Origin of the sequence: Arthrobacter sp. HY1533, assembly GCF_027568515.1 — a bacterium.
In the GTDB taxonomy this organism is placed as follows: domain Bacteria; phylum Actinomycetota; class Actinomycetes; order Actinomycetales; family Micrococcaceae; genus Specibacter.
The window spans coordinates 1-23717 of the sequence record NZ_JANKZF010000002.1; the positions used below are offsets into that span (position 1 = coordinate 1).

Consider the following 23717-nt stretch of genomic DNA (forward strand, 5'->3'; position numbering starts at 1 on the left):
TCCCCGCCGCTGTTTCCATGCCCTAATTCTAAATCCAGGCACTGACAAAGAAGCCCAAACAAGCCCCGATGTGCACAACTACCGCCCCAGAGCCCCTGTGGAGGAACAGACACCACAAAACAGGCAAAAACCCGCCTTAGCCGAGGCCCTTCAACAGCTCCCGGTAGAACACCACGCCAGTGCCGAGCGAACTGATGCGCACGCGCTCGTTGACGGCATGGAGCGAAGCGCGGTCGGCGGCGTCCATGAGCAGCGGCGAAAACCGGTAAACGGCCGGGCAAATCGACGTGAAGTGTCGGGAATCGGTGGCGCCAGTCTGGATGTAGGGCATCACCACGGCTTCCGGGTAGGAGGCGGCCACGGCACTGCTCAGGAGGGCGAACTGCTCGTTGCCGAAGTCGGATATCGGCGAGGGGTCGTGGCCGGAAAGGACGGTGAGTTCCACGGATTCGTCGTCAATGATAGCGCGCACCCGCTCCACCGCTGACTCCACGGTCTCCCCCACGGCGATGCGGATGTTGGCGGTGGCCCGGGCAATGGACGGCAGCACATTGGCGGCCTTGCTGCCCTCCATCATGGTGACGGCCACGGTGGTCCGTGTGAGCGCCCGAGTTTCATCGCCAACCACGCCAAACGCCTGCGTCAACAGCGGCTTGAATGCCCACATGTTCTCGGTGACCAGGCGCAGGGCAAAGCCGCTGTGCAGGCCAATGCGCCGCAGCATCTCAACGATGGGGCCGGGCATCGACGCCGGGAAGGGCGTCTCCTCCAACGCCATGATGGCCTGCGCCAGACGGGCCGTGGCGCCCATGCGCGGCGGGGTTGAGGCATGGCCGCCCGCCCCGCGCGTGAGCAGTTCCAAGTCCAGGATGCCCTTCTCCGCAACTCCGACAACGGCGGCGGGCACTGCCAGCCCCGGGAACGCCTCCAGGGCAACAGCCCCGCCCTCGTCCAGCACCATCCACGGTTTCACGCCGCGACCGGCCAGCAGTGCTGCGGCTGCTTCAGCGCTGTCGCCGGCGGTTTCCTCGTTGTTGCCGAAGGACAGGAAAATGTCGTGGGCCGGCGTGAACCCCTCTTCGATGAGCGACTCAATGGCACCCATGATGACCACCAAGGCGCCCTTGTCGTCCAGTGCGCCGCGGCCCCACACATAGCCGCCTTCCTGGTGGCCGGAGAAGCCGGGATGGGTCCAGTTGTCGCGCTCGTCCACGGGAACCACGTCGTAGTGGGCCATGAGCACTGCGGACCTGGTGCCTGCGCCGGGCCCCGAGCCGGGCCACCGGAACAGCAGGCCATGCCCGTTGACCAGTTCCTTCCCCAACGTGGCGTGCACCCGCGGATAGAGCCGCTCCAGTGCGTCAATGAACCCCGTGAACTGTTCCAGCTCGATCCGGTCGCGGTGCTCGGAGAAGACCGTGCGGAAGGTAATGAGCTCGCTGAGCTTGTCGGCGGCCGCCTGGGCGTGGTCGGCTGCGAGGCCGGCCGCGCCAGCGCCCGACGGCTCCACGGCGGCGCCGTAGTCCCCCGCCGGGGTGCTGGCCCGGAATGCTCGGGCACCCATGACGGCGGCAGCACCGGCCGCACCCATACCCAACGCTGCCGCCACCGCGCGGCCAATCGGTCTTGCTGGTCCTTTAGGCATGACACGGATTCTATGCCACGGCCCTGTTACGCCCCGGGACGCCGCCGCGTCGCCCACGCGGACCCGTCCCGGCGACTGGAGGTAGGATGTCCTCATGACCAACGCCACGTTCCGTCTTGCCCGTGTCCGCCCCATCGACGCCGCCGCAGGGCCGCTGCCCGAACAGTTCTTCGTGCGCAACGACGCCGCCGACTTCGCCAGCCCCGAAGGCCTCATCTGGCAGATTGTGGAAACACCGTTCCCCACATCACCGGCCAACCAGAACAGCGCACCGCGCGACGGCTGGACCGTTGGTGGCACTGTCAACGAAGAGCAGTTCACTTTCCTGGCCCCCTGCGCGCCGGTCAACGTCTTCGGCATGGCGCACAACACCGGCGCCCCCGGCCGCGCACTCCCCCCGCAGGCCTTCCACAAGGCCGCCAGCTCCGTCGTCGGCCCCGGTGAGGCCATTGTCCTGGGCCCCGGCAGGGGCTACACCGACCCCGAGGCGGAATTGACCGTCATCATCGGCAGCCCCGCGAAGAACCTGACGCTCGAGAACGCCCGCAGCGCCATCCTCGGCTTCACGATTGGCAACGACGTCTCCGACCGCGACGCCCAGAAGTCCGACGAGCTCTGGATCAGCGCCAAGAGCCCGGACACCTTCACCCCGCTGGGTCCCTGGATTGTTGCCGGACTGAAGGACGACGGCGTGGCCATCAGCATTGTGCACAACGGCACCGAGCTGGCCCCCGCCTCGAGCGACGACCTCGGCTGGGGCGTCGATGAAATCCTTGTCTACCTCAGCAGCTTCATGACCCTGCAGCCCGGCGATGCCATCCTGACCGGGTTCCCGGCGGAATGCCGCCAGATCACCCCGGGCGATGAAGTCATCTGCCGCGTGGGCGGCATTGGTGAATTGCGCAACCCCGTGGTTGCAGGCGCCTAAGCACGCAGGCTCAGCACGCCCGATGGGTGCCGCGCCGGTTCACAGCCGGCGCACATGGCATCCATTGGGTGTTGTGAGAATTCACTGGCAGGATGGTTGCCGATGGCAACAGCAGCACCCCCGGAACCTCACCCCGCAGATTCCGCCCGCATGGCGGCGGCCCGCGGGGTCTTTGCTGCACCCGGAAACTGGCTGCGCCGCAATCCGGTCCTGGCTTCACAGCTTCGCGGATTTGCCCTGGTCGCGGTCATTTGCACTGCTGTCTCCATGACCATGTTTGCCGGCATGCGCCCCTGGCTGGGGACGCAATGGGCCAATGCCATCTCATTGGTGCTTTGCTCGGTCCTGAACACGGAACTGAACAGGCGGATGAGCTTTGGCATCAAGGGCCGGCACCTGTGGTGGCGGGACCAGCGCCGCGGGCTCTGGGTCATGCTTCTTGCCCTGGCCATGACCAGCGGGAGCCTGTGGATCCTGATGGCGGTTGTCCCCGGGGCACCGATCGCACTTGAGCTGGCCGTGATTGTCCTGGGCAATGTGGCGTCAGCCGTCAGCCGCTTCCTGCTGCTGAAGTTCTGGATTTTCCGCCGGGCACGCCACGTCGGACCACACGGCCCTGCCGGCCCGGAGGCCGGGGCCAGCATGGTCCCCGCCAACAGCTGACAGGCGGCTGGGCTGTCCGTGTGGCTGGACGCAGCCTAGCTGTGCTCGTAGGTCAGGCAGTCGGCGTTGTCGGCGCCCGGACCAACCTTCACCGATGCGGCCCCGCACATCAGGTGGTCGTTGTGGGCGCATTCGGTGCGCTGGCAGGCTCCAACTGAGGCCAGGACCTTGGGCAGCCCGCCATGGGTGCCGGTATCAATGAACGTTGCGCACTGGGCGTGGTCGGTGTTGCCGCCGATTGTGATGCCCGCAGCTCCGCAGTGGGTGTGGTCGTTGAATGAACAGTTCGACACGGCGCATTCGGTGACGGGGACGGTGACAGTCATGATGCTCTCCCTTGTGGCGAAACCTGGCCCTCGCAGCCCGATTTCCTCCACCGTACGCCCAAAACTGCCGAACTAATTAGTGCCAATTTTGTGCTGTAATTTCAGCGCCGGGACTCAGCCCAGGCGCTGCATCCGCGCCACGGCGGCCGCAAGCTCGGCAGCTGCCGTGTCCAGCTCCGCGGCCGTGACGCCGGCGCCGAAGCTGAAGCGCAGCGCCGTCTGGGCCACCGTGCGCTCGACCCCCATGGCGCTGAGCACGGCGGACGGCTCGTCAGAACCCGCCGCGCAGGCCGACCCCGAGGAACACACAATCCCGCGCCGTTCCAGCTCCAGCAGCACCGACTCCCCGCTGGTTCCGGGGAAAACGAACGAGGCCACGTTGGGCAGCCGCCGCGTCCCGTGCCCGGTCAGCCGGGAAGAGGGAACGCCCGTCAGGACCTGGCCAATGTACGCCTCGCGCAGCGCAGTGACGCGTTCGACGGCGTCGTCCCGTCCCGCTTCCGCCAGCCGCAGCGCCGTGGCCAGGGCGACAGCAAACGCCACGTTTTCGGTGCCCGAGCGGGTGCCACGCTCCTGGCCGCCACCGTGGACGAGCGGCTCACACAGCGTCCCGGACTTCAGGAACAGCAGCCCCACACCCTTGGGTGCACCCACCTTGTGCCCGGAAATGCTCATGGCAGTGACACGGAGGGAGCCTACGTCCAAGGAGAGCCAGCCCGCGGCCTGGACGGCGTCGCTGTGCAGCGGCACCCCGGCATCGGCAGCCGCGGCCGCCAGCGCGGGAATGTCCTGGACCGTGCCCACCTCGTTGTTGGCGTACATGATGGACGCCACGGCAACGCCACCTGGCGCAGAGTCGGCCAGCATCCCGGCAAACACGGCAGGGTCCACCAGCCCGGTGGAGTCCACGGGCACCGTCTCCACAGTGAAGCCGTGGACGCGCCGCAGGTAGTCGGCCGATTCCACGATGGCCGGATGTTCGATGGCACTGATCAACACCCGGTTCAGCGAAGGGTCAGCAGCCCGGCGCGCCAGCGCAATCCCCTTCAGGGCCAGGTTGTCGGCCTCGGTGCCGCCGGAGGTGAAGGTGAGTTCTTCCGCGTGGCAGCCCAGCACTTCGGCACATTGTTCCCGGGCCCGTTCCAGGGCGGTGGCCGCCAACTCCCCCAGCTCATGGTGGCTGGACGGATTGCCGAACTGGTTGGTCAAGTACGGGAACATGGCCTCGATGGCCTCCCGCCTGACGGGGGTGGTGGCGGCCGCGTCGAGGAAGATCACCTAGAGCTCCACGGCCATGTCCAGCCCCAGGTCCAGGGCCCGCACGCTGTGGGTCAGGGCCCCCACGGAAATGATGTCCACCCCGGTGGCGGCAATGGAGGCAATCGTGGAAAGGTTCACATTGCCGCTGGCCTCAACCAGCGCCCGGCCGGCAACCAGGGCCACGCCCTGCACGAGCTCCTCGTTGCTGAAGTTGTCCAGCATGATGGTGTCCACGCCGGCGGCCAGCACGGGCTCGATCTGCTCCAGCGAATCCACCTCGACCTCAAAGTGCACGGTGTGCGGCAGCTGGGCCCGCACGCCTGCGAGCGCGGCCGTCAGCTTGCCGTTGTCGCCGCCCGTGAGCACGGCCAGGTGGTTGTCCTTGGCCAGCACGGCGTCGGAGAGGGAGAAGCGGTGGTTGTGCCCGCCGCCGCAGCGCACGGCATAGCGTTCCAGGATGCGCAGCCCCGGGGTGGTCTTGCGCGTGTCGGTGACCCGGGCCCCGGTGCCTGCCACGAGCGCGGCGTATACGGCGGTCTGGGTGGCGATGGCGCTCATGCGCTGCACCAGGTTCAGCCCGATCCGCTCTGCCGTCAGCACCCCCTGCGCCAGCCCGGTCACGGACATGAGCCGCGCACCGGCCCCGAAGGTGGCCCCGTCTGCCACGAGCTGCTCAACCTGCGCGTTGGGGTCCTGCATCTTCATGGCGGCCTCGAACACTGCACCGCCGGAGAACGTCCCGGGCTCGCGCGCCACAAGCCAGGCCGTGGCCCGGGCCTCGGCCGGCAACAGCACCTGCGAGGTCACGTCGCCGTACGGGGCGTCCTCGGCAAAGGCACGCTGCAGGATCTCGACCACGGCCGTTCGCGGCAGTTGTGCCAGGGCGGGGGTGGTTGCATTCAGGACAGGCACGACGGCGTTCATACTGTTTCGCTTTCACGCAGGGGTTCGGTGGTGGTCAGTCGGGCAACGGGGTTGACCCAGAAGAGGGAGTCACGGGCTGTGTCGCCGGGCGCCTGGTTGTTGGGCGCCTGGGGGAAGTCGGCGCGGAAGTGGGCGCCAACGGAGTTCTCCCGGGCCAGGGCGGCCTGCACCAGCAACTGCGCCACGAGGTGCATGTTCGAATCCTCCGCCGCCTGCCGTGTGGGCAGGCCGGTTTCCGCACCGCCTTTCAGGGCATCGGTGGCGCCACCGACGGGGCCCAGGGCATCTGCCAGGAGCGTCAGGCCGCCCGCGTCGCGGACCACTGCCGCATGCGTGGCCATGAGGTGCCGCAGCTCCATGCGGGAAACGGCGGAGCCCTCCGGTGCGTTCGTCTCCCCCGGCAGCAGCGCCAGGGGTGCCGTGTCCCCGAAAACCGGGGCATCGGCGTCGTCCGCGTCCTGCCAAGCGCGTTCCTCCGCGGCCGCCGCGACGAAGTCGGCAACAGCGCGGCGGCCAAAGACCAGGCCCTCCAACAAAGAGTTGGACGCGAGCCGGTTGGCCCCGTGGACGCCGGTGCAGGCCGCCTCGCCCGCGGCGTAGAGGCCCGGGATGGACGTGCGCCCGTGCAAGTTGGTGGCGATGCCGCCCATCCAGTAGTGCGCGGCCGGTGCCACTGGCAGCCAGTCGCGGCGCCAGTCAAAGCCCAGTGCGGCGGTCGCGGCATCGATCGTGGGGAAGCGACGGGCCAGGTGGTCGGGGCCATTGGCTGTCTCAATCCCTGTGGCGTCGAGGAAGACGTGGCTGGGGCCTTCCGGCTCACCCTGGGCCGCGGCGGTTGCCGCAAGGGCGGCCAAGTGGGCGGCGATGCTGCGGGACACCACGTCGCGCGGGGCGAGGTCGCCCTCGGGGTGGAAGCGGGCCATGAACGCCTCGCCCTTGGCGTCGCGCAGCACGGCCCCGGCGCCCCGGACGGCCTCGGAGATCAGGAAGTTTTGGCCCACCGCGAGCGCCGTGGGGTGGAACTGGAAGTACTCGAGGTCCGCCAGCACGGCGCCGGCGCGCCAGGCGAGGGCCACGCCGTCGCCCGTGGCAACGGCCGGGTTGGTGGTGAACTCAAAGAGTTGTCCGGCGCCTCCCGTGGCCAGCAGCACGGCGTCCGCGGCCAGCACCTGGCGTTCGTCGCGGGCGTCCAGGTAGGCAATGCCTGCGACGGCGCGCGGCGGGGTCCCGGCGTCGTGCGTGTTGTCCGGGCCGTCAGCGGCATCCGGGCCTGCCAGCAGCTCGGTGGCGAAGCAGCCTTCCAGGACCGTGATGAGGCCCAGGGCCTCGGCGTCGCGGACGGCGGCGATCAGGCCGGCGGCAATGCCCGCCCCTGTTGCGTCCCCGCCAGCATGCAGGATCCGGGCCGCCGAGTGGGCGCCCTCCAGGCCCAGGGCGCGCCGCCCCGTGGCGTCGCGGTCAAAGCGGACACCGAAGCGCTCCAGGGCGGTGATGTCGCCGGCAGCCTCGGAACACAGGATGCGCACGGCCTCGGGCAGGCACTGGCCGGACCCGGCCTTGAGGGTGTCGGCAATGTGCGCCTCAACGGAATCGCCGGGCGCGGCCTCCCCCTCGGCCAGCACGGCGCAGATCCCGCCCTGGGCCTGGTGCGTGTTGCTCTGCGCCAGTGTCCCCTTGCTCAGCAACGTGACCCGCACCCCGGCCTCGGCTGCCAGCAGCGCGCTGTAGAGCCCGGCGATGCCGCTGCCCACCACGGCCAGGTGCGAGTTGCTCATGCGCGTGCGGCGCTCTGTGGCTGCCCGGCAGGGACCGTCTGCTTCGTGGCGGCCTGCGGCAGGGCGGCGAGCATGCGTTCCAGGGCGATGCGGGCGTTGACGGCCGTGGCCTCCGGGACGGTGATCTGGTTGAGCACCTCACCGCGCAGCAGGCCCTCCAGCACCCAGGCGAGGTATCCGGGGTGGATGCGGTACATGGTGGAGCACGGGCAGATGACCGGGTCCAGGCAGAAGATGGTGTGCTGCGGGTACTGGGCGGCGAGCCGGTTCACCATGTTGATCTCGGTGCCGATGGCAAACGTTGTGCCGTCCGGGGCGGCCTGGATGGCCTTGAGGATGAAGTCGGTGGAGCCGGCCTCGTCGGCCGCGTCCACAACCTCCATGGGGCATTCGGGGTGGACGATCACGCGCACGCCGGGGAAGTCCGCCCGGGCCTGCTCGATCTGGCCCACGGTGAAGCGCTTGTGCACGGAGCAGAATCCCTGCCACAGCACCACCTTGGCGTTTTCCATGGCGTCCTGGCTGTTGCCGCCCAGGGGCATGCGTGGGTTCCACAGCGGCATCTGCTCCAGCGGCACGCCCATGGCCTTTGCGGTGTTGCGGCCCAGGTGCTGGTCGGGGAAGAACAGCACGCGCTGGCCACGCTCAAATGCCCACTCGAGCACCGTGGAGGCGTTCGAGGAAGTGCACACGATGCCGCCGTGCTCGCCGCAGAACGCCTTCAGCGCGGCCGATGAGTTCATGTAGGTGACGGGGATGACCGGAACCCGGCCGTCGGCGTCGGGCTCGGTGCCGTACAGGGCCTCCAACTCGGCCCAGCAGGCCTCCACGGAGGGAAGGTCGGCCATGTCGGCCATGGAGCAGCCTGCGGCCAGGTTGGGCAGGATCACGCTTTGGTGCGCAGCGGAGAGCATGTCGGCCGTCTCGGCCATGAAGTGCACGCCGCAGAACACAATGGCCTCGGCCTCCGTGCGGGTCTTGGCGGCGTTTGCCAGCTGGAAGGAGTCGCCCACAAAGTCGGCGAACTGCACCACCTCATCGCGCTGGTAGAAATGCCCCAGCACCACGACGCGGTCCCCGAGTTCAGCCTTGGCGGCGAGAATGCGCGCCTCAAGCTCGGCGTCGGAGGCGTCCTTGTACTCCTGCGGCAGCTGCCCCTGCACCGGGGTGGCGGCCGGGGCCACGTCCTCGCTGGACGCGCCGGGGCCGTAGCCGGGCGTGCCGGCGAGTGCCTCGGCCAGGTCGAATTCCCACGGACCCTTGGCCAGTTCGGTGCTGCAGCTTTCCTGGGCGCGGCCGGGCTTGGCGCGCGCCTCTTGGGCCGCTTCGGCTTCCTCGCGGGTGATGAGCTGAATGGTGGTGTTCACGGATGACATGGCTTGCTCCAAAGGGTGAGGCAGTGCGATCGTGCGGGGGAAGGTGAGGGAGGGTTTGTGGAAACACCCCGAAAAGTGAGGGAGGGTTTGAATCCGGGAGGGTCAGGGGCGGGACGGCGGCGTGCCGGAAGGGGCGGCGTCGTCATTGCCCGTGTAGCGGTACAGGCGGGGCGGGCGGTGCTTGCCACCCTGGAGGAACTCGTCGGTGGGTTCGATCCGGGCCGCCTGCTTGAGCTGGCGGCGGAAGTTGGCCGGGTCCATGCTGCGGTTCAGCACGGCCTCGTAGACCTCCCGGACCTGGGCCAGGGTGAACTTCTCGCCGAGCAGGTGGTAGGCGATGGAGCCGTACTCCATCTTGTTGCGCAGGCGCCAGAGGGCGTATTCCACGATCTCGTTGTGGTCGAAGGCCAGCTCCGCCAGGCCGTCGGCGCGGAACCACTGCACGTTTTCCGATTCCCGGGCGAGCTCTGCCTCCGTGGACTGGACCAAGGCCCAGTACACGATCGAGACAACCCGCTGGCTCGGGGAGCGGTGCAGGCCGCCAAAGGCGTACAGCTGCTCCAGGTAGCTGGGCGCCAGGCCCGTGGTGTCGGCGAGGTTGCGGGCCGCGGCGTCAAGGAGGGAGTCGGCCTGGGTCAGCGGGCCGCCGGGCAGTGCCCACATGCCCTTGAACGGTTCGCGGATGCGCTTCACGAGAGGCAGCCACAAGGTGGGGCGGCCCGACTTTTCGCTGGGACGGAGGGCGAAAATGACAGTGGAAATGGCCAGGGCAGGCGGCAGCGCCATGCGCTCACTGACATTTGCCACGCTGGCAAACGGCATCCGGTCCATGCCCTGCACCCCGATTCCTTAGTTAGGGTCAAATTGACTACAACTGATTCTACGACCCTTTGCCGGATCGCGGCAAATCCCGGCGACACATTTTCAACTGCCGGCCACTGTTCCGGAGAGTCCAGCACGGCGGCCCGAATTGGGGGCACCGGGCGCATGGTGGATAATTCTGGACAGGAATCACCCGTTCCCCTCCCGGCCGACAGCGGCCGGCTCCCCCACAGAAGGCCACCCCTTTCATGAACCACCAACCGCCCACAGCCACAGCACCAGCTTCCGAAACCGGCCTGGGACACTCCCTCAAGCAGCGCCAGCTGACCATGATGGGCCTTGGCAGCGCCATCGGGGCCGGGCTGTTCCTCGGCTCCGGCACGGGCATCATGAAGGCCGGCCCGGCCGTCCTGATTTCCTACCTTGTGGCCGGCACGCTGATCATCCTTGTCATGTGGGCGCTGGGCGAAATGGCAGCCGCCAACCCCAACTCCGGCGCATTCTCCGTCTACGCGCAAAAGGCCATGGGTGCCGTGGCCGGCGCCACCGTGGGCTGGCTGTGGTGGCTGCAGCTCGTGGTGGTCATTGCGGCCGAGGCGCTGGGCGCGGCGGCACTGCTTGCCTCGGTGTGGGCGGTCCTGCCCGTGTGGGCGCTGACGCTGATCTTCATGGTGGTCTTCACGGCCATCAACCTGACCAGCGTGAAGAACTACGGTGAATTTGAGTTCTGGTTTGCCCTGCTGAAGGTCGTGGCCATTGTGCTGTTCCTGGCGTTCGGCGCGGCGCTGCTGCTGGGCTGGATCCCCGGCACCCCTTCCCCAGGGCTGGGCAACCTGGTGAACAACGGCGGCTTTGCACCCCACGGCATGGCGGGCATCGCCACGGCCCTGTTTGTGGTGGCCTTTGCCTTTGGCGGCACCGAGATTGTTGCCGTGGCCGCGGCCGAGACCGCCGACCCCGCGCGCAGCGTTGCCGTGGCCGTGCGCACAGTGGTGTGGCGCATCCTGGTGTTTTACATCGGCTCCATCTTTGTCATTGCCACGGTCCTGCCCTGGACGTCCGAGGCCCTGGCCTCGCCGTTCGCCGGCGTCCTGAACGTGGCAGGGCTGCACTGGGCCGGCACCGTGATCACGCTCGTGGCGGTGGCAGCACTGCTCTCGGCCCTGAACGCCAACCTCTACGGCGCCTCGCGCATGATCTACTCCCTGTCCGAGCGGGGCGAGGCGCCGCGCGCCTTCCGGTCGACCAGCAAGTCCCGCGTGCCGGTTCCCGCCGTCCTGGTCTCGGTGTCCTTCGGCTTTGTCACAGTGGTGCTGGAGGTCCTGTTCCCCGGCGCGGTCCTGGACAACCTGCTGAACATTGTGGGCTCCACCTGCCTGGTGGTCTGGGGCATGGCCCTGGTGTCGCAGATCATCCTGCGGCGCCGCGCCGACCGCGACGGAACTGCCCTGCCGCTGCGCATGCCCGGATTCCCGTGGCTGAGCATTGCGGGCCTGGTCCTGCTGCTGGCCATCTTCGTGGTGGGCTTCAGCGACCCTGCCGGCAGAACCCAGCTCCTGAGCACCTTCACGCTCGTGGCCGCCATCGCCGCGGTCAACTGGCTGGCCCAGCGTAATAAATCAGGCCTACTTACCAGTAGCTGAACTCGTTTTGCTTCTTGGGCGTTTTGTAACTAGCGTCACATGCGAACGGTGTGCTCAACGGCGCGCATGCCGTTCACGCAATCCGCCCCTTTTCGCTAGTGTTGAAGCACGACGGCGGCACCCGCCACCGCGGGAAAGGAACCCCATGCGCATCCAGGGACAGCAAAGCACCCCCGCCGCAAGCCACCCGATCGAGGGCTCCGACGCCAAGCTGCATGTGGCAGTGTTCGACCCCGAAACGCCCGCGGCGCTCCCTCCCGTCTTCCTGATCCACGGCTTCGCCTCCTCGATTGAGTTGAACTGGGTCAAGTCCGGCTGGGTCACGGCCCTGACCCGCGCCGGCCGCCGCGTCATCTCCGTGGACCTTCCCGGCCACGGCGAAAGCGGTGCACCCTACGAGCTCGATTCCTACACGCCCGGCAAGATCCGCGCGGACCTGCTGCAGATCCTCATCGACCAGGGTGTCCACCCGCTCCGGGAGGGCGAACCGCAAAGCGGCGTGGACCTGGTTGGCTATTCGCTCGGTGCCCGGCTGGCCTGGGAGTTTGGCGCTACCCAGCCCGAGCTGGTCCGCCGCATGGTGCTGGGCGGGCCCAACCCCGAGGACCCGCTGGCCGATTTCGACCTGAAGGCCGCGCAGGACTTCCTGAACGACGGCACGCCCATTGCCGATGAATCCACGCACTGGCTGCTGAACATGGCGCAGCTGGTCCCCTCCAACGACATCTTTGCCCTGCTGGCCCTGGTCCAGGCCGTGAAGATGGAACCGTTCGACCCCACCGACGCCGTGCCCCACGTCCCCATGCTGCTCGTGGCAGGCAGCCTGGATGAGCGCGCCCGCACCATGGACCGGTTGGCCGAGCTGAGCCCCGGAACACAGCAGCTGGTCATTGAGGGGCGCACGCACAACAACACGGTGACGTCCCGGGAGTTCAAGGACGCCGCAATCGCGTTCCTGTCCTAGCGGGGCTGCCCGGCCGTTCCCCTACGCCCGGGCGCGGCCGCGCAGCACGGCGGCCGCCGCCAGGCCCAGCAGGAAGAGCGCCCCAGCTGCGGCGATGGGGACCAGGAACGCCACATGGTAGCCGGAACCCTGCGCAAGGGATCCTGACAGCGAGGAGCCCAGCGCGGTCCCGGCCACAACGCCGCTGGCCAGCGCAGTCATGACGGTGCCCATCCACTGCGGCGGGGCCACGACGGATCCCACACTGAAAATGGTGACCATGACGGGCCCCACGGGCAGGCCCGCCAACAGCAGCACCCACACCATCTGGCCCAGCGAGGTGGGCAGCAGGAATGCGGCCGAGCCTGCCGTCATGAGGGCAGCAGCCATGACCCAGCGCCACGGGTAGCTGAACTTGGCCGGCCAGTACGCCACTGACAATGCCGTGAAGGCGGAGCTGGCCCCCATGATGGCGTACATGAGCCCGGCCTGGTCCACGGAACCGTGGACCCCTGTGAACGCGGTCAGCGCGGTCTGGGCAGAGCCGAAGAACGTGCCCATGCACAGCATGGCGGCCACGGGCACGGCCACGAGGAACCAGTTGGGCCGATTCGGGCTGACGTAACCCACACTGCCCACGGAGGTGCTGGTGGCCGGCCTGGCGCCGACAACCTTCACGGTGGGGTGCACGGCCCACAGCGTCACCAGGGCCAGCGTCATCGCGGCGGCCAGGACCAGGGGCAGCCAGGGCGCCACGAGCGAGGCCAGCAGGCCCACGAGCGCCGGGCCCAGCACAAACGTGATCTCATCAGCTGTCCCTTCCAGGGACAGGGCCGTGTCAACCATGGGGCCGCGCTCCGGCTCGGGAAGCTTGCGGCTCAGCGCCATCCAGCGCACGCGCGACAACGGCCCCACCTGCGGCGAGGTTCCGCCGGCCAGCAGGGCAACACCGAGCAGGGCCAGGGTGGAGGCGTCGCCAAGTTGGGCGCCATGTTCGGGCAGCAGGGCGTAGGCCAGGGCGACGACGGCACCCACCAGGAGTGCGTTGACCACGGCGGCCACGATCAGCACCGGCTTCTGGCCGAGACGGTCGGCCAGATAGCCGCCCACGGGGGCGCCCACGGCCGCGCCGAGGCCAATTGCTCCGGCGGCAAAACCGCCGATGGCGTAGGAGTTGCTGACGTTGGTGACAAGGGTCAGGACACCGATGGTCAGCATGGCCAGGGGCACGCGGGCCATCAGGCCCAGCGGGATGTAGCTGCGTCCTGCCACCCGGGGCAGGACCGCATAGCGGCCACCCGTCTTTGTGGTGGCCGGGAGTGCTGGTGCATCAGGGGACGGCGAGGTACTCAACTGCTTTCACATCAACTGCCCGGGCTGTGCCTCATGCGGCCCACAGGGCCCAGACTTGCCAAGTGTACCCGGTTTAGGGGGCCGCAGATCCAGCCATGGTGAGCTCCAGGGTGGAGCCCTTGCGGCCCTTGTGGACGTGCAGGTGCAGGGGAATCCGCTGTTTCATCTCCGCCACGTGGCTGACCAGCCCCACCATGCGCCCGCCGTCGCGCAGCCCCTCCAGCGCGTCCATGACCTGCTCCAGCGATTCCTCGTCGAGGCTGCCGAAGCCCTCGTCGACGAACAGGGTTTCAATGTCGAGCCCGCCGGACTCGTACTGCACAACGTCGGACAGGCCAAGGGCCAGTGACAGCGAGGCCATGAACGACTCCCCGCCGGACAGCGTGGCGGTGTTGCGGCTGATGCCTGTCCATTCGTCCACGACCTCCAGGCCCAGTCCGGACTTGCGGTTGTTGCCCGCCTTCGCGTCGGTGTGGCGCAGGGTGTAGCGGGCGTCGCTCATGGTGGCCAGGCGCACCGAGGCGGCCAGTGCCACCTGTTCGAGCCGGGCGGCCAGCACGTAGCTGGTCAGCGTCATCTTCAGCTTGTTCTCACCGCCGCCGCGCACGGCATCGGCCAGCCCCTGCAGCAGCCGGGCATGCTCGCGCAGCGGCGCCACGGATTCCTCGAGCTCGATGTACCGGCCCCGTGTTCCCGCCACGGATGCCGCGGCCGATTCCGCCAGCCCCAGGGCCAGGGCGCCGGCCTTGGCCTGCGCAGCGGCCCGGGTCGAAGCGGCTGCCAATGCGGCCAGGCCCTCCGGCGTGGGCGCCTGCGTGCCGGTTTCGGCTTCCCGGCGGGCGGCGAGTACATCGGCCGCCGCGAGCCGGTCAGCGTTGACTGCCACGTCGCGGGCATGGTCTTCCAGCTTGCGCTCCAACGCCTCGGCGGCGGCGGGGGTGAGCAGGGCGGCAGCTGCCGCGGCGGCGCCGGCAAATTCGGACTCCGCCAGGGCGGCATCGAGCGATTCGCGCGCCTCCCCCGCTGCAGCCTGTGCCGAGGCGTTCCGTCGCAGCGCGGCAAGCAGCGCCTCGCAGGGCAGCTGCGCCGCTGCCAGTGCCGCACGGCGCACAGCAAGGCCCGGGTGCCCGTCGCGGGCCAGGGCCAGGCGTTCCTGCAGCGCGGCAATGTCCGCAGCCAGGGCCTGGTTTGCTGCACGCAGGGTCGAAGCCTCTTCCGTGGCGGCCAAAACCCCGTCCCGGGCCGCCGTGATCGTGCCCGCCAGGGCTTCGGATTCCGTGGCCAGTGCCGCCAGCTGTGCCGCGGCCGCAAGTGCCTTGGCATGCTCTGCCTCGGCAAGCTCGACGGCGGTGCGTGCCTCTTCGAGCGAACCGCGCCCGCCGCGCTCCGCCAGCACGGCCAGGACGCTCCGGGCCTCCGCGAGTGCCGACAGAGCTGAGGCTGCCTTGGCCTCGGCCTCTTCCTGGACACGCTTGGCTGCCTTCTCCGCCTTGACCAGGTCCGCGCCGCCACCGGCCAGCGGCGAGGGGTCCGGGTGGACGGTGCTGCCGCACACCTGGCAGGGTTCGCCGTCGACCAGCTTTTCGGCCAATTCCCCGGCAATTTGGGCAAGCCTGCGGTCAAGGGCCGCAAGCCAGGCTTCCCTGGCATCCAGGGACGTGGTGCGGGCGGCGGTTTCGGCCCCGGCCAGGCGTGCAACAGCCTTTTCCTGGTCCTGGTGTTCCTGGACGGCCGTGGCCACGTCCTTGGCCTGGCGCACCTTTTGGGCCGTGTGCCCGGCGTCTTGCGCCTCCGCCCGCAGGCCGTCCTGCAGCGCCTGCACCTGTGCGAACCGCGCGGTGGCCGCCTTTGCGGCCGCGTCCTGCTCCGCGTGGCGCTGCACGGCAAGGTCCAGTGCCGTGGTGTTGCGGCCCAGCTGGGCCGTCTTGCCGGCCAGCCGCTCCTCATCGGGCAGTGCCGCGTCAACGGCCGCCAGCTGGGTGGTCAACTCCCTGTCAACACGGGCCAGCCCGTCCTCCGTGGCATCAGCCGCGGCCGTGCCCAGGAGGCTGGCTGCCAGCTTGTTGGTGTCCACGGCGGCGGCCGCCACGGCCGCGGCATCGGCGGCCTGCCCCGCGGCCGCAGCTGCTTTGCCGGAGCTTGCCAGCACGGGCGCCAACACCTGGGCTGCGCGGTGCAGTTCCTGCCCGCGGCGCCACTGGCCGGCGTCCCCGGCCAGCGCGGCCAGGCGTGACTCCTCGGCCACGGCAAGCTCCAGGGCCTTGTGCCTCGTGCTGCGCTCCTGCGCCTCCTGCACGGCCAGCCCGGCGGCGTCCAGGTCGCGCTGGGCAAGCTCCGAGCGCCCCTGCGCCCGGGACACCGCGTGTGCCAGCCGGTCCCTCAACGCCTCAAAAAGGCCGGGACCGGACATCTCCGCCAGGGATTCCGTCGTCTCCGTTGCCGGAGTCTCTTCCGCGGGCATGGCTGTGCCATCCGCCGCGGCGAGGGCATCGTCGTCGGCCAAGGCCCTGGCGGCCTGGCTGCGGGCCAGCTGCTCGGCCTGAGCCAGCTGGGCGAGCCCCGCAGACACCTGGGCTGCGGCTTCCTTAGCATCGTTGGCCAGCCGGGCCTCGAGGTCCTTGTAGATGTCGGTGCCGAACAGTTTCTGCAGCAGGGTCTGGCGGTCCTCGGCCGATGCCCGCAGGAAGGCGGCAAAGTCACCCTGGGCCAGCAGCACAACCTTGGTGAACTGGGCCATGTTCATGCCCAGCAGTTCCTGGATTTCGGCGGCGGCCTCGTCGTTGCGGGTCGACTTCACTTCCCAGCCATCCGCCGTCTTTTCCCGTAGCTGCGTGCTGGCCTGTTCGCGGGTGGTTCCCGTTCCCCGTTTTACAGGCCGCATCCATTCGGGGCTGCGGGTAACCTCAAGGCGGCGTCCCCCGGCACTGAATTCGCACAGCACCTCCGGTGCCACTCCTTCGGCGGCGTGGTGGCTGCGGAACTGCGATGCAGCACCCTGACGAGCACCCGGGACCTGCCCGTAGAGGGCGTAGGAGATGGCGTCCAGGACCGTGGTCTTGCCGGCTCCCGTGGAGCCGTTGAGCAGGAACAGCCCCTGGGCCCCGAGCGCGTCAAAGTCCACCACTTCGCGGCCCGCGAAGGGGCCAAAGGCCTGGATTTCCAAGCGGTGGATTCTCACAGTGCACCATCCTGTTCCCGCACGCCGGCGAGGGCGGCGCGTAATAGCCGTTGTTCGTCGTCGTCCGCGCCGCGGTGGCGCACATGGTCAAGGAAACCGCAGCACAAATCGAGCTCGTCGGCGGCCTTGGCGATCCGCTCACCATAGCTTTGCGGCCCGGCGTCGCGGGCGGTCTCGGGGGCGAACATGAGCACCAGGGTGTGCGGGAAGCGGGTGCGCAGCCGTTCCATGGCCAGCGGCGGGTGTTCGTTGTCGGTCAGCGTGACCTGGCAGTAGTTGTCCTCATCCGCGCTGTACGCATCCAGGGACAACAGCTCCTCCAGCTTGCCGCTGAGGATGCTCAGGGCCTTTCCGGGCGCCCAGTCGACCTTGCTGACGCCGGCTAACCCCTCCTGGGTGATGTCCACGAGCCAGCCGCCCTTTTTGTGCGCGGCCTCGGAGAAGGAATAGGGCAGGGGCGAGCCGGAATAGCGGACTGTTTCGCTGAGCCGCTGCGGCCCGTGCAGGTGGCCAAGGGCCGTGTACGTGAACGGCTCGAAGAGGTCCAGCGGCACCGCGCCCACTCCCCCGACGGCGAGTTCGCGTTCACTCGCGGAGGTGATCCCGCCGCTGGCAAAGGTGTGGGCCAGGACCACGGATTGGGTGCCGGGCGCTCGGGTGGCCAGGTCGGCGGCAATGAGCCCCACAGCTGCTTCCGTCACGCCGAAGTGGGTGGGGTTCTCCACGCCCAGCTCCTCCGCCACCATGCGCGGTTCCAGGTAGGGGATGCCATAGATGGCCAGCTGGGGGCCAGCGCCTTCATTGGCGGGATCCAGCGGCAGCAGGATGGGCTTGGCGAGATCGGCCACGCGCGTGCGCAGGTGCACGCCGGCGCTTTCCAGCAGGCGCCCGCCAAAGCCCAGGCGGGTGGCGGAGTCGTGGTTGCCACTCGTGACCACCACCTGGACGCCGGCCCCGTTGAGCCTGGCCAGGATGTCGTCGAAGAGGTTGACCACGTCCACGCTGGGCAGGGCCCTGTCATAGACGTCGCCGGCGACCAGGACCACGTCGACTTTCTCTGCCGTGACGGTCTCCAGCAGCTGATCGGCAAAACGCCGCTGTGCCTCCAGGGTGCCGACGCCGTGGAACGACCTGCCCAAATGCCAGTCCGAAGTGTGCAAAAGCTTCATGGTTCCACGCTAGCGGAGGGCTGGGACATTCAATGACCTGCGGGCGGCGGCGCGGGCCGCGGCGGATGCGTTCAGCGGCGGGGCTTCTCCGGCATTGCAGCCTCCAGGGCCGCCACATTGGCCACCTTGGTTCCGTAGACCACGGCCACGGCCAGCAGGGCGCAGGCAAGGAACACCATGACCAGCTGCGTGCCGGGCGAATCAAGGTACAGCAGGCCGGCCAGCGAGATTGCCGCGGCTGCGGCCCCGCTGACCCACAGGGGCTGGGTGGCGGCGGCGTGCCCGGCCTTCCAGGCGTCGTCGCTGGCCATGGTCTTGGCGGTCCTGATGCCCACAAGCGGGTTCTTGCCGATCTTCCCCGCGGCGCAGGCATGGTTGATGGCTGCCATCCCCAGTGAGCAGGCGGCCAGGAGCAAAAGGGAGAAAGTCAGCATGCACCAACCCTAGCGCCCGCCGAACCCCGAAGCCCACGAAAGATGCCGCCGCTGCTGGCAAGTGCCGCCGTTGCAACGGTGGCATTTGTCAGCAACGGCGGCATTGGCCGGTGCGGGCAGGCTACTTCTTCGGTGCGTCGAAGAAGGCCTGGGCGTCGTCGACCTTGGTGGCGGCATCCTCGGCAGCAGCTGCGGCCGTCACGGAAGCCGCGGAAGCAGCCGGGGCGGCGGATTCCGCCGAGGGGGCTTCGTCGTCGTCCGTGGAAACGGCGTCAGAATAAGAAGCGGCGGGTGCGAAGCTGCGGTAGATGGCGGCGGCCAGTGCGGCACCCACCAGCGGGGCGAGCCAGAACAGCCAGAGCTGGCCGGCGGCCCAGGAGTCGGCCAGGAACACCACGGAGGTGGCGCGGGCCGGGTTCAGCGAACCGTTGCTCAGCGGCATGGTGATGCCCACGGCCACGGCGAAGGCCAGGCCCACCGCGACGGGGCCAAGCGTGCTCTTGTTGCGGGGCGAGGTGGCACCCAGGAGCAGCGCGGTCAGGATGGCCACGGCGGCAACTTCCACAATGGCGATGCCGATCATGGGCACCTGCGACGGGGAGTGGGCGTCAAAGCCGTTGGCGAGGGCGCCGAACAGCTGCGGCGTGGCCGGGGTGGCTCCCGTGGGCATGACCATCATCATGCCCAGCCACACCACGGAGGCCAGCACGGCGCCCACGGTCTGCGCCACGATGTACAGGGCCATGGCTGAGAACTTCAGCCGGCCGGCAATGGCCAGGCCCAGCGAGAACGCGGGGTTGAAGTAGCCGTTGGAGATGTGGCCGAAGGAAATGATGGCGGCAACCATGGCCAGGCCGTAGGCGAAGCCCACTGTGGTGCCCGCGCCAGCGGCGCTGAAGAGCGCTGTGCCAAGCCCGGCAAACACAATGAAAAAGCTGCCCAGGCCCTCAACGGCCACGCGGGTGCTGAGCGGGTGGGCATGCACCGGGGATGTTCCGGATGACGTCATGGTGTGTAGATCCTTCGTTTGAAAACGTGGGTGGCGGCTTGTGCGCCATGCGCCCGAAAGGTGGGCGGCGGCGCTAAAAGCCGAGGGCCAGCGCGCCCATGGCGGCGAGGGCCAGAGCCACTATAGCGGCCGATGCTGAACGAACCATAAGAGCCGGAACGGCAATGTGCGCACTGTGTTCGAGCACGCCGACGCCGGCATGGAGCATGCGGATCCGGGCAACCGCGCACACCACCAGGACAAGCGTGGTCACGCAAGCCACCACGGCGCACAGGCCCATCCCCACCACCTGGGCCGAATGCCCGGCCGCAAACAGCCCGCCGTCCACCGGGCCGGAGCCTGCCGGGGCTTCCAGTGCGTGGAACCAGCCACGCCAAATGAGGATGTCGGCCACGATGGCGCTCATGATGGTGCGCCGCCAGGCCAGGGCCGTCCGTTCGGGCTGCAGTCCGGGGTCGCGGGCAGCATCCACCGCAGGACGCACGCTAGGGCCGGACCAGGATCAACACGGCGAACACAATGGCCGCGAGCGACACAATGACAGTCATGCCCAGCATGAGCCAGGAATGCGGCAGCTCCACATCGTTGCGCATTGCCTGCTCCTGGTGCGCCCAGCGCCGGTAGCTGACCACGGCCAACACGGCACCAATCACGGCCAGCACCAGGCAGAGCAGGACGCGGACCACGGGCGGGGCAATCTCCGGTGCAAGCTGGTCGATGGCAACGGCGCCCGCGAGCAGGGCCAGTGCTGTTCGGACCCAGGCCAGGAAGGTGCGTTCGTTGGCCAGTGAAAACCTGTAGTCGGGGGTCTTTCCCGTCCGTCGCCAGGCTGGTTCGCGCATGCGTCTCCTCATCAAGGTGGGGTGCTGATTCACCCACGAGTCTACTGGGCCGCACAACACCGCCTTGAACCGGTAAATTGGTTCAATGACTACCGCAGCAGGCCCCGTGATCCCCATCCGCCCCACTTTTGCCACCCTGGTGCAGGGAACGCTCATGGGCGGGGCGTTGGGCGATGCCTTCGGGTACCTCGTTGAGTTTGATTCGCTGGCGGACATCGCGGCCAAGTATGGTCCCTCAGGCCTGGTAGACCTCTCGCAGTCGGGGGCGCCAGCGCATTTTTCCGATGACACCCAGATGACGCTGTACACACTGGACGGCCTCCTGGATGTCCTGGAATGGGCCAACGACGGCGTGGGCGCCGACGTCAATGCCTGCCAGTGGCTGGCCTACCTGCGCTGGCTCAAGACCCAGGGTGTCCCCGCGCCCAGCCACGCACCCGAGCAGCCGCCGCGCTGGATCGATGCGCAGAGCGTGCTCCACCACCAGCGCCACCCGGGCAACGCCTGCATCACGGGCCTGGCCACGGGCGAGATGGGCACGGTTGCCCGCCCGGTCAACCCCGATTCCAAGGGGTGCGGGACAGTCATGCGTTCGGCCCCCTACGGCCTGCTGCCCAACGTTGACGCCGAAACCGTGTACAAGATGAGCTCCGATGCCGCGTCACTGACCCACGGCCACCCGGCCGCCCGCCAGTCCTCCGGTGCGTTCAGCTGGCTCATCCACCGCCTCGTCATTGACGGGCTGCCGCTGCGCGAGGCTGCTGTTTCCGCCCGGGACCGCGCCGCTGCCGAGCCGGCCGCCGACCCCGAGCTCATGGCCCGGCTGGATGCGGCACTTGCCCTGTCCGCTCCCCCGCTTGGCACGCACGACGGCGCTCCCTTGTCTGGTGATTCCCTCACCGATGCGCTGGGGCTGGGCTGGGTGGCGGAGGAGGCCCTGGCTGTTGCGCTCTACTGCGTGCTGGCCACCGAGGCTTCCTCGGTTTCGCCCGTGGAGCACTTCCTGGCAGCCATCCGGCTTGCGGCCAACCACAGCGGGGACAGTGATTCCACGGCCTCAATTGCCGGAAACATCCTGGGCGCCCTGTACGGCGAGGCCGCGTTGCCGCCGTCGTGGATGACCATGGCCGAGGCACCCCAGCTGGTCCGCCACCTGGGCGCCGAGTTCATCAAGCTCACCACGGGGCAGTAGCCCGCGTCCGATCAGGCCTTGCGGAGGGAAAAGTTGGCGCATTCCTCGCAGATGCCGGCGGGGATGAGCCCGCGCCGCATCAGCAAGCCGAAGATGATGCAGCCCAGGCACAGGCCCATGGCAGCTTCAAGCGAGGCCGCCACGAGCAGCAGGACAATGAGGGCCCAGCCGAGTGTCGAGGCACCCGCGAGCAGCAGTGCGAAGGCTGCGATGGAGAGCACGGCGCCGATTCCCTGGGCAAAGCGCTTGGGCGGCCCCGGCACCAGCTTGGGTTCGCCCACGAGCGGGGCCAGGACCTTAACGGAGAGCAGTGCCGCGGGGGAAATCCGCGGCCCGAAGGCCAGCCGCAGCACAAAGCCTGCGGCGATGATGCCCACGAGCCACGTCAATTGGCCCACCAGGGCAACAAGTGCCAGCAGCACCACGATTCCGGCCGTGAAGCGGGCGGCGTGGTCGTTGACCGGGTTGGGGAAGGCGAAAAACCTCTTCAGGGGCCCGGGCGCCGCCTTGCCGGGCGCTGGTGCCTGGACGAACTCGGTGGCGGCGGGGAACTGGGTCATGGCCCCACAGTAGGACTCCGGCACGGGCGTGCCCAAGGATTGTTGCGCAGCGTGACGGAATTGGCGCCAGCGCCGCAGGGGCGTGTCAGCTGTCCCGGTCGGCGGGCGAGCCGTCCCGGTCCAGGGCCGCCACGCAGCGGGCGGGGGCAATGCGGCGGTAGGAGCTGTCGAGCAGTTCGGCAATTTCCTGCCAGTCCGGTGGGGCCAGGCTCAGGTCAAGCCCCACCCAGCCGTAGGGGCCAATGTAGGAGGGGACGTAGAACCGCGGGTCCGCCAGCAGGGCCTCGCGTTCGTCCGCCTCGGGCAGCACCTGGATGGAGGTCTCCCGGGGGCGGCCGCTCTGGCCCTGGCCGTAGTAGGCGAAGATCTTCCCGCAGCGGAACGTTGGCCTGCCAAACGCCTCCTTCTCCGTTGCCTCGGGAAAGGCCAGGCACAGTGTGCGCAGGCGCTGCAGGAGGGGGTCGGCGTCGCTGTACATCCGGGGATGGGCCATGCCAAGAAGCGTAGCCCGCCCCGGCTGTGGCTGCCAGTGGCGCGGGCGCCAGGGCCAGTGCTTCGGTTAGCCCACCATCTGCAGGAACTCGCCCTCGGAGAGCACCTCGATGCCCTGCCCGCGGCGCTGCAGTTCCAACACGCGCTGGGCCTTGGAGGTCAGCCGGCCGCTGCGCAAATCCGAGGCCGTGAAGCCGCTGCCCACCACCAGCACAGTGGTCTTCAACGTCACGCTGCTGGCGCACTGGGCGCCATGCACGGCCGCCATTTCCTTGGCCGCGGGACGGCCCAGGCTGAGGTCGCCCGTGAACACCACTGTCTGGCCGAACAGGGGGTGGGCCGCATCCGCCTGCGCGTTGGGCACCGGGTTGGGGCCCTCGGTGGACCAGCTGCCGCGGCCGCCGCGGGCCGAGCTGCGCGCCGTCCCGGCGGCAATCCCGGCCTGCATCTCCGCCAACTTCTCCAGCGCGGAGCGCGTGGCCTTGGACATGCCATCCACGGCGGGGTCGTAGGCGTCCACGTGCGGCATGGCCAGCTTCATGGCATCAAACACGCCCCGGACGGAATCGACGCCGTGCTTGGCGGCAATGTCCACCATGATCCCGGCACAGGCGCGGGCGTCCTCCGTGGCATCGTGGTGGTTGAGCAGCGGCACGCCTGCGGCCTCGGCCACAAACGGCAGCGAGTAGGAGGGCAGCGAATAGTTCTTGCGCGAGAGCACCACTGTGCAGGCATAGTCATAGGCGCGTGCCGGCATGCCGGAGACTTCCGAGGCCGAGCGGATCACGCCCATGTCGAACGCCGCATTGTGCGCCACAAGTGCGTCGTCGCCGATGAAGGCGGCCACTTCGCCAAAGACGTCCTTGAAGCGGGGCGAGGAAGCAACGTCATCCGGGGTGATCCCGTGGATGGTGATGTTGCGGGAGTCAAAGTGGTCGTGGCCCTCGGGCGGGCGCATGAGCCAGTAGCCCTCGTCGACGATCCGGCCGTCGCGGACCTTTGTCAGGCCCACCGAGCAGGGGGATCCCCTGAAGCCGTTGGCGGTTTCAAAATCAATTGCAGTAAAGTCCAGAGCCACCCGTCAAGGCTACCCCTGCCCGCGCGTGTGCGGCGCATTGCGAGCGCGGCATCACATGACTTTCGCCAAGCAACAGGCAAGGCACGACGCCGGACGGAGGGTCCG

At 68.7% G+C, this 23717-nt stretch carries 22 protein-coding genes; 5 read left to right on the plus strand and 17 right to left on the minus strand.

Translation table 11 applies throughout. The annotated features are described in order from the left end of the window. Nucleotides 1-136 precede the first annotated feature (136 nt). Nucleotides 137-1645, minus strand: a complete 1509-nt coding sequence (locus PCK14_RS03050) for a M20/M25/M40 family metallo-hydrolase (RefSeq protein ID WP_269936992.1) — start codon at nucleotides 1643-1645, stop codon at nucleotides 137-139. 94 nt (nucleotides 1646-1739) lie between these two features. Between PCK14_RS03050 and PCK14_RS03055 the strand changes: the two genes are divergently transcribed. Further along, nucleotides 1740-2573, plus strand: coding sequence for a fumarylacetoacetate hydrolase family protein (locus PCK14_RS03055; RefSeq protein WP_269936993.1), 834 nt, complete (start codon nucleotides 1740-1742; stop codon nucleotides 2571-2573). Between the two features lie 102 nt (nucleotides 2574-2675). Then, nucleotides 2676-3236 (plus strand): GtrA family protein, encoded by a 561-nt coding sequence (locus PCK14_RS03060; protein WP_269936994.1) that lies wholly within the window; start codon nucleotides 2676-2678, stop codon nucleotides 3234-3236. Between the two features lie 35 nt (nucleotides 3237-3271). Here PCK14_RS03060 and PCK14_RS03065 read toward each other — a convergent pair whose 3' ends face one another. The 6 genes from PCK14_RS03065 to PCK14_RS03090 all read right to left on the minus strand — a co-directional run bounded on the left by PCK14_RS03065 (nucleotide 3272) and on the right by PCK14_RS03090 (nucleotide 9728). Further along, complete coding sequence (locus PCK14_RS03065) at nucleotides 3272-3562, minus strand: DUF1540 domain-containing protein (RefSeq protein WP_269936995.1); 291 nt, start codon at nucleotides 3560-3562, stop codon at nucleotides 3272-3274. 114 nt (nucleotides 3563-3676) lie between these two features. Then, nucleotides 3677-4840 (minus strand): cysteine desulfurase family protein, encoded by a 1164-nt coding sequence (locus tag PCK14_RS03070; protein WP_269936996.1) that lies wholly within the window; start codon nucleotides 4838-4840, stop codon nucleotides 3677-3679. Next, nucleotides 4841-5746 carry a carboxylating nicotinate-nucleotide diphosphorylase gene (gene nadC, locus PCK14_RS03075; RefSeq protein WP_269936997.1) on the minus strand — a complete coding sequence of 302 codons (906 nt, stop codon included), beginning with the start codon at nucleotides 5744-5746 and terminating at the stop codon, nucleotides 4841-4843. It lies immediately after the preceding gene. Then, complete coding sequence (gene nadB, locus PCK14_RS03080) at nucleotides 5743-7521, minus strand: L-aspartate oxidase (protein ID WP_269936998.1); 1779 nt, start codon at nucleotides 7519-7521, stop codon at nucleotides 5743-5745. Before nadB ends, nadC begins: the two co-directional genes overlap by 4 nt. Beyond that, nucleotides 7518-8897 (minus strand): quinolinate synthase NadA, encoded by a 1380-nt coding sequence (gene nadA / locus PCK14_RS03085; protein ID WP_269936999.1) that lies wholly within the window; start codon nucleotides 8895-8897, stop codon nucleotides 7518-7520. Before nadA ends, nadB begins: the two co-directional genes overlap by 4 nt. A 102-nt stretch (nucleotides 8898-8999) precedes the next feature. After that, entirely contained in the window at nucleotides 9000-9728 is a 729-nt protein-coding gene (locus tag PCK14_RS03090; protein ID WP_442864654.1) for an NUDIX hydrolase, read from the minus strand. 239 nt (nucleotides 9729-9967) lie between these two features. Between PCK14_RS03090 and PCK14_RS03095 the strand changes: the two genes are divergently transcribed. Both PCK14_RS03095 and PCK14_RS03100 read left to right on the plus strand, forming a co-directional pair. Next, nucleotides 9968-11362: an amino acid permease gene (locus PCK14_RS03095; protein WP_269937000.1), complete on the plus strand. Its 1395-nt coding sequence runs from the start codon at nucleotides 9968-9970 to the stop codon at nucleotides 11360-11362. A gap of 145 nt (nucleotides 11363-11507) precedes the next feature. Further along, nucleotides 11508-12326, plus strand: coding sequence for an alpha/beta fold hydrolase (locus PCK14_RS03100; RefSeq protein WP_269937001.1), 819 nt, complete (start codon nucleotides 11508-11510; stop codon nucleotides 12324-12326). A 21-nt stretch (nucleotides 12327-12347) separates the two neighbouring features. Here PCK14_RS03100 and PCK14_RS03105 read toward each other — a convergent pair whose 3' ends face one another. The 7 genes from PCK14_RS03105 to PCK14_RS03135 all read right to left on the minus strand — a co-directional run bounded on the left by PCK14_RS03105 (nucleotide 12348) and on the right by PCK14_RS03135 (nucleotide 20290). Beyond that, nucleotides 12348-13658 carry an MFS transporter gene (locus PCK14_RS03105; RefSeq protein WP_269937002.1) on the minus strand — a complete coding sequence of 437 codons (1311 nt, stop codon included), beginning with the start codon at nucleotides 13656-13658 and terminating at the stop codon, nucleotides 12348-12350. 73 nt (nucleotides 13659-13731) lie between these two features. Next, nucleotides 13732-16821 carry an AAA family ATPase gene (locus PCK14_RS03110; protein ID WP_269937003.1) on the minus strand — a complete coding sequence of 1030 codons (3090 nt, stop codon included), beginning with the start codon at nucleotides 16819-16821 and terminating at the stop codon, nucleotides 13732-13734. Between the two features lie 11 nt (nucleotides 16822-16832). Continuing rightward, nucleotides 16833-18005 (minus strand): exonuclease SbcCD subunit D, encoded by a 1173-nt coding sequence (locus PCK14_RS03115; RefSeq protein WP_269937004.1) that lies wholly within the window; start codon nucleotides 18003-18005, stop codon nucleotides 16833-16835. 71 nt (nucleotides 18006-18076) lie between these two features. After that, nucleotides 18077-18439, minus strand: a complete 363-nt coding sequence (locus PCK14_RS03120; RefSeq protein ID WP_269937005.1) for an SdpI family protein — start codon at nucleotides 18437-18439, stop codon at nucleotides 18077-18079. A 121-nt stretch (nucleotides 18440-18560) separates the two neighbouring features. Then, the gene (locus PCK14_RS03125; protein WP_269937006.1) at nucleotides 18561-19448 is read right to left on the minus strand and encodes an aquaporin; all 888 of its coding nucleotides are present in this window, start codon (nucleotides 19446-19448) and stop codon (nucleotides 18561-18563) included. 73 nt (nucleotides 19449-19521) lie between these two features. Then, nucleotides 19522-19920, minus strand: coding sequence for a DUF202 domain-containing protein (locus PCK14_RS03130; RefSeq protein ID WP_269937007.1), 399 nt, complete (start codon nucleotides 19918-19920; stop codon nucleotides 19522-19524). Nucleotides 19921-19933: 13 nt separating this feature from the next. After that, nucleotides 19934-20290: a YidH family protein gene (locus PCK14_RS03135; RefSeq protein WP_269937008.1), complete on the minus strand. Its 357-nt coding sequence runs from the start codon at nucleotides 20288-20290 to the stop codon at nucleotides 19934-19936. Nucleotides 20291-20375: 85 nt separating this feature from the next. Between PCK14_RS03135 and PCK14_RS03140 the strand changes: the two genes are divergently transcribed. Next, nucleotides 20376-21482 (plus strand): ADP-ribosylglycohydrolase family protein, encoded by a 1107-nt coding sequence (locus tag PCK14_RS03140; RefSeq protein WP_269937009.1) that lies wholly within the window; start codon nucleotides 20376-20378, stop codon nucleotides 21480-21482. Between the two features lie 11 nt (nucleotides 21483-21493). On the opposite strand, the gene PCK14_RS03145 is transcribed toward PCK14_RS03140, so the two are convergent. The 3 genes from PCK14_RS03145 to PCK14_RS03155 all read right to left on the minus strand — a co-directional run bounded on the left by PCK14_RS03145 (nucleotide 21494) and on the right by PCK14_RS03155 (nucleotide 23612). Beyond that, nucleotides 21494-22042: a DUF4395 domain-containing protein gene (locus PCK14_RS03145; protein ID WP_269937010.1), complete on the minus strand. Its 549-nt coding sequence runs from the start codon at nucleotides 22040-22042 to the stop codon at nucleotides 21494-21496. Between the two features lie 85 nt (nucleotides 22043-22127). Continuing rightward, the gene (locus PCK14_RS03150) at nucleotides 22128-22535 is read right to left on the minus strand and encodes an MmcQ/YjbR family DNA-binding protein (RefSeq protein WP_269937011.1); all 408 of its coding nucleotides are present in this window, start codon (nucleotides 22533-22535) and stop codon (nucleotides 22128-22130) included. A gap of 66 nt (nucleotides 22536-22601) precedes the next feature. After that, nucleotides 22602-23612, minus strand: coding sequence for an exonuclease domain-containing protein (locus PCK14_RS03155; RefSeq protein WP_269937012.1), 1011 nt, complete (start codon nucleotides 23610-23612; stop codon nucleotides 22602-22604). Nucleotides 23613-23717: the final 105 nt, after the last annotated feature.

What these genes read in the sequence shown, in the direction of transcription:
- PCK14_RS03050 (WP_269936992.1), bottom strand. Translation starts at nt 1,645, where the DNA reads ATGCCTAAAGGACCAGCAAGACCGATTGGCCGCGCGGTGGCGGCAGCG.
- PCK14_RS03055 (WP_269936993.1), top strand. Translation starts at nt 1,740, where the DNA reads ATGACCAACGCCACGTTCCGTCTTGCCCGTGTCCGCCCCATCGACGCC.
- PCK14_RS03060 (WP_269936994.1), top strand. Translation starts at nt 2,676, where the DNA reads ATGGCAACAGCAGCACCCCCGGAACCTCACCCCGCAGATTCCGCCCGC.
- PCK14_RS03065 (WP_269936995.1), bottom strand. Translation starts at nt 3,562, where the DNA reads ATGACTGTCACCGTCCCCGTCACCGAATGCGCCGTGTCGAACTGTTCA.
- nadC (WP_269936997.1), bottom strand. Translation starts at nt 5,746, where the DNA reads ATGAACGCCGTCGTGCCTGTCCTGAATGCAACCACCCCCGCCCTGGCA.
- nadB (WP_269936998.1), bottom strand. Translation starts at nt 7,521, where the DNA reads ATGAGCAACTCGCACCTGGCCGTGGTGGGCAGCGGCATCGCCGGGCTC.
- nadA (WP_269936999.1), bottom strand. Translation starts at nt 8,897, where the DNA reads ATGTCATCCGTGAACACCACCATTCAGCTCATCACCCGCGAGGAAGCC.
- PCK14_RS03090 (WP_442864654.1), bottom strand. Translation starts at nt 9,728, where the DNA reads ATGGACCGGATGCCGTTTGCCAGCGTGGCAAATGTCAGTGAGCGCATG.
- PCK14_RS03095 (WP_269937000.1), top strand. Translation starts at nt 9,968, where the DNA reads ATGAACCACCAACCGCCCACAGCCACAGCACCAGCTTCCGAAACCGGC.
- PCK14_RS03100 (WP_269937001.1), top strand. Translation starts at nt 11,508, where the DNA reads ATGCGCATCCAGGGACAGCAAAGCACCCCCGCCGCAAGCCACCCGATC.
- PCK14_RS03115 (WP_269937004.1), bottom strand. Translation starts at nt 18,005, where the DNA reads ATGAAGCTTTTGCACACTTCGGACTGGCATTTGGGCAGGTCGTTCCAC.
- PCK14_RS03120 (WP_269937005.1), bottom strand. Translation starts at nt 18,439, where the DNA reads ATGCTGACTTTCTCCCTTTTGCTCCTGGCCGCCTGCTCACTGGGGATG.
- PCK14_RS03125 (WP_269937006.1), bottom strand. Translation starts at nt 19,448, where the DNA reads ATGACGTCATCCGGAACATCCCCGGTGCATGCCCACCCGCTCAGCACC.
- PCK14_RS03135 (WP_269937008.1), bottom strand. Translation starts at nt 20,290, where the DNA reads ATGCGCGAACCAGCCTGGCGACGGACGGGAAAGACCCCCGACTACAGG.
- PCK14_RS03140 (WP_269937009.1), top strand. Translation starts at nt 20,376, where the DNA reads ATGACTACCGCAGCAGGCCCCGTGATCCCCATCCGCCCCACTTTTGCC.
- PCK14_RS03145 (WP_269937010.1), bottom strand. Translation starts at nt 22,042, where the DNA reads ATGACCCAGTTCCCCGCCGCCACCGAGTTCGTCCAGGCACCAGCGCCC.
- PCK14_RS03150 (WP_269937011.1), bottom strand. Translation starts at nt 22,535, where the DNA reads ATGGCCCATCCCCGGATGTACAGCGACGCCGACCCCCTCCTGCAGCGC.